1 protein-coding gene is annotated in these 346 nt (G+C 45.1%); it reads right to left on the reverse strand.

Annotation, left to right across the window (positions count from 1 at the left end; all coding sequences use genetic code 11):
• A partial coding sequence (locus SB754_RS19520) for a TraR/DksA family transcriptional regulator (protein WP_410784055.1) occupies positions 1-180 on the reverse strand: 180 nt, incomplete at its 3' end.
• Positions 181-346 lie beyond the last annotated feature (166 nt).

A 346-nucleotide genomic window follows, 5' to 3' on the forward strand; every position in this document is an offset into this window, starting at 1 on the left:
CTGGCAACTTGCACAAGTCCGACAACCCTGAACGACCAGGCGTCTTCGTTCATCTATCGGATCGCCACACTCACAACAATGAGTGGCAGATATAACCTGGTGGTTCAGACGACGCATTTTTATTGCTGTATTGCGCTGTAATTCTTCGATTTCTGATGCTGAATCAATGATGTCTGCCATCTTCCATTAATCCCTGAATTGTTGGTTAATACGCTTGAGGGTGAATGCGAATAATAAAAAAGGAGCCTGTAGCTCCCTGATGATTTTGCTTTTCATGTTCATCGCTCCTTAAAGACGCCGTTTAACATGCCGATCGCCAGGCTTAAATGAGTCGGTGTGAATCCCA

The organism is Leifsonia sp. SIMBA_070, from assembly GCF_046534635.1.
GTDB lineage: Bacteria > Actinomycetota > Actinomycetes > Actinomycetales > Microbacteriaceae > Leifsonia.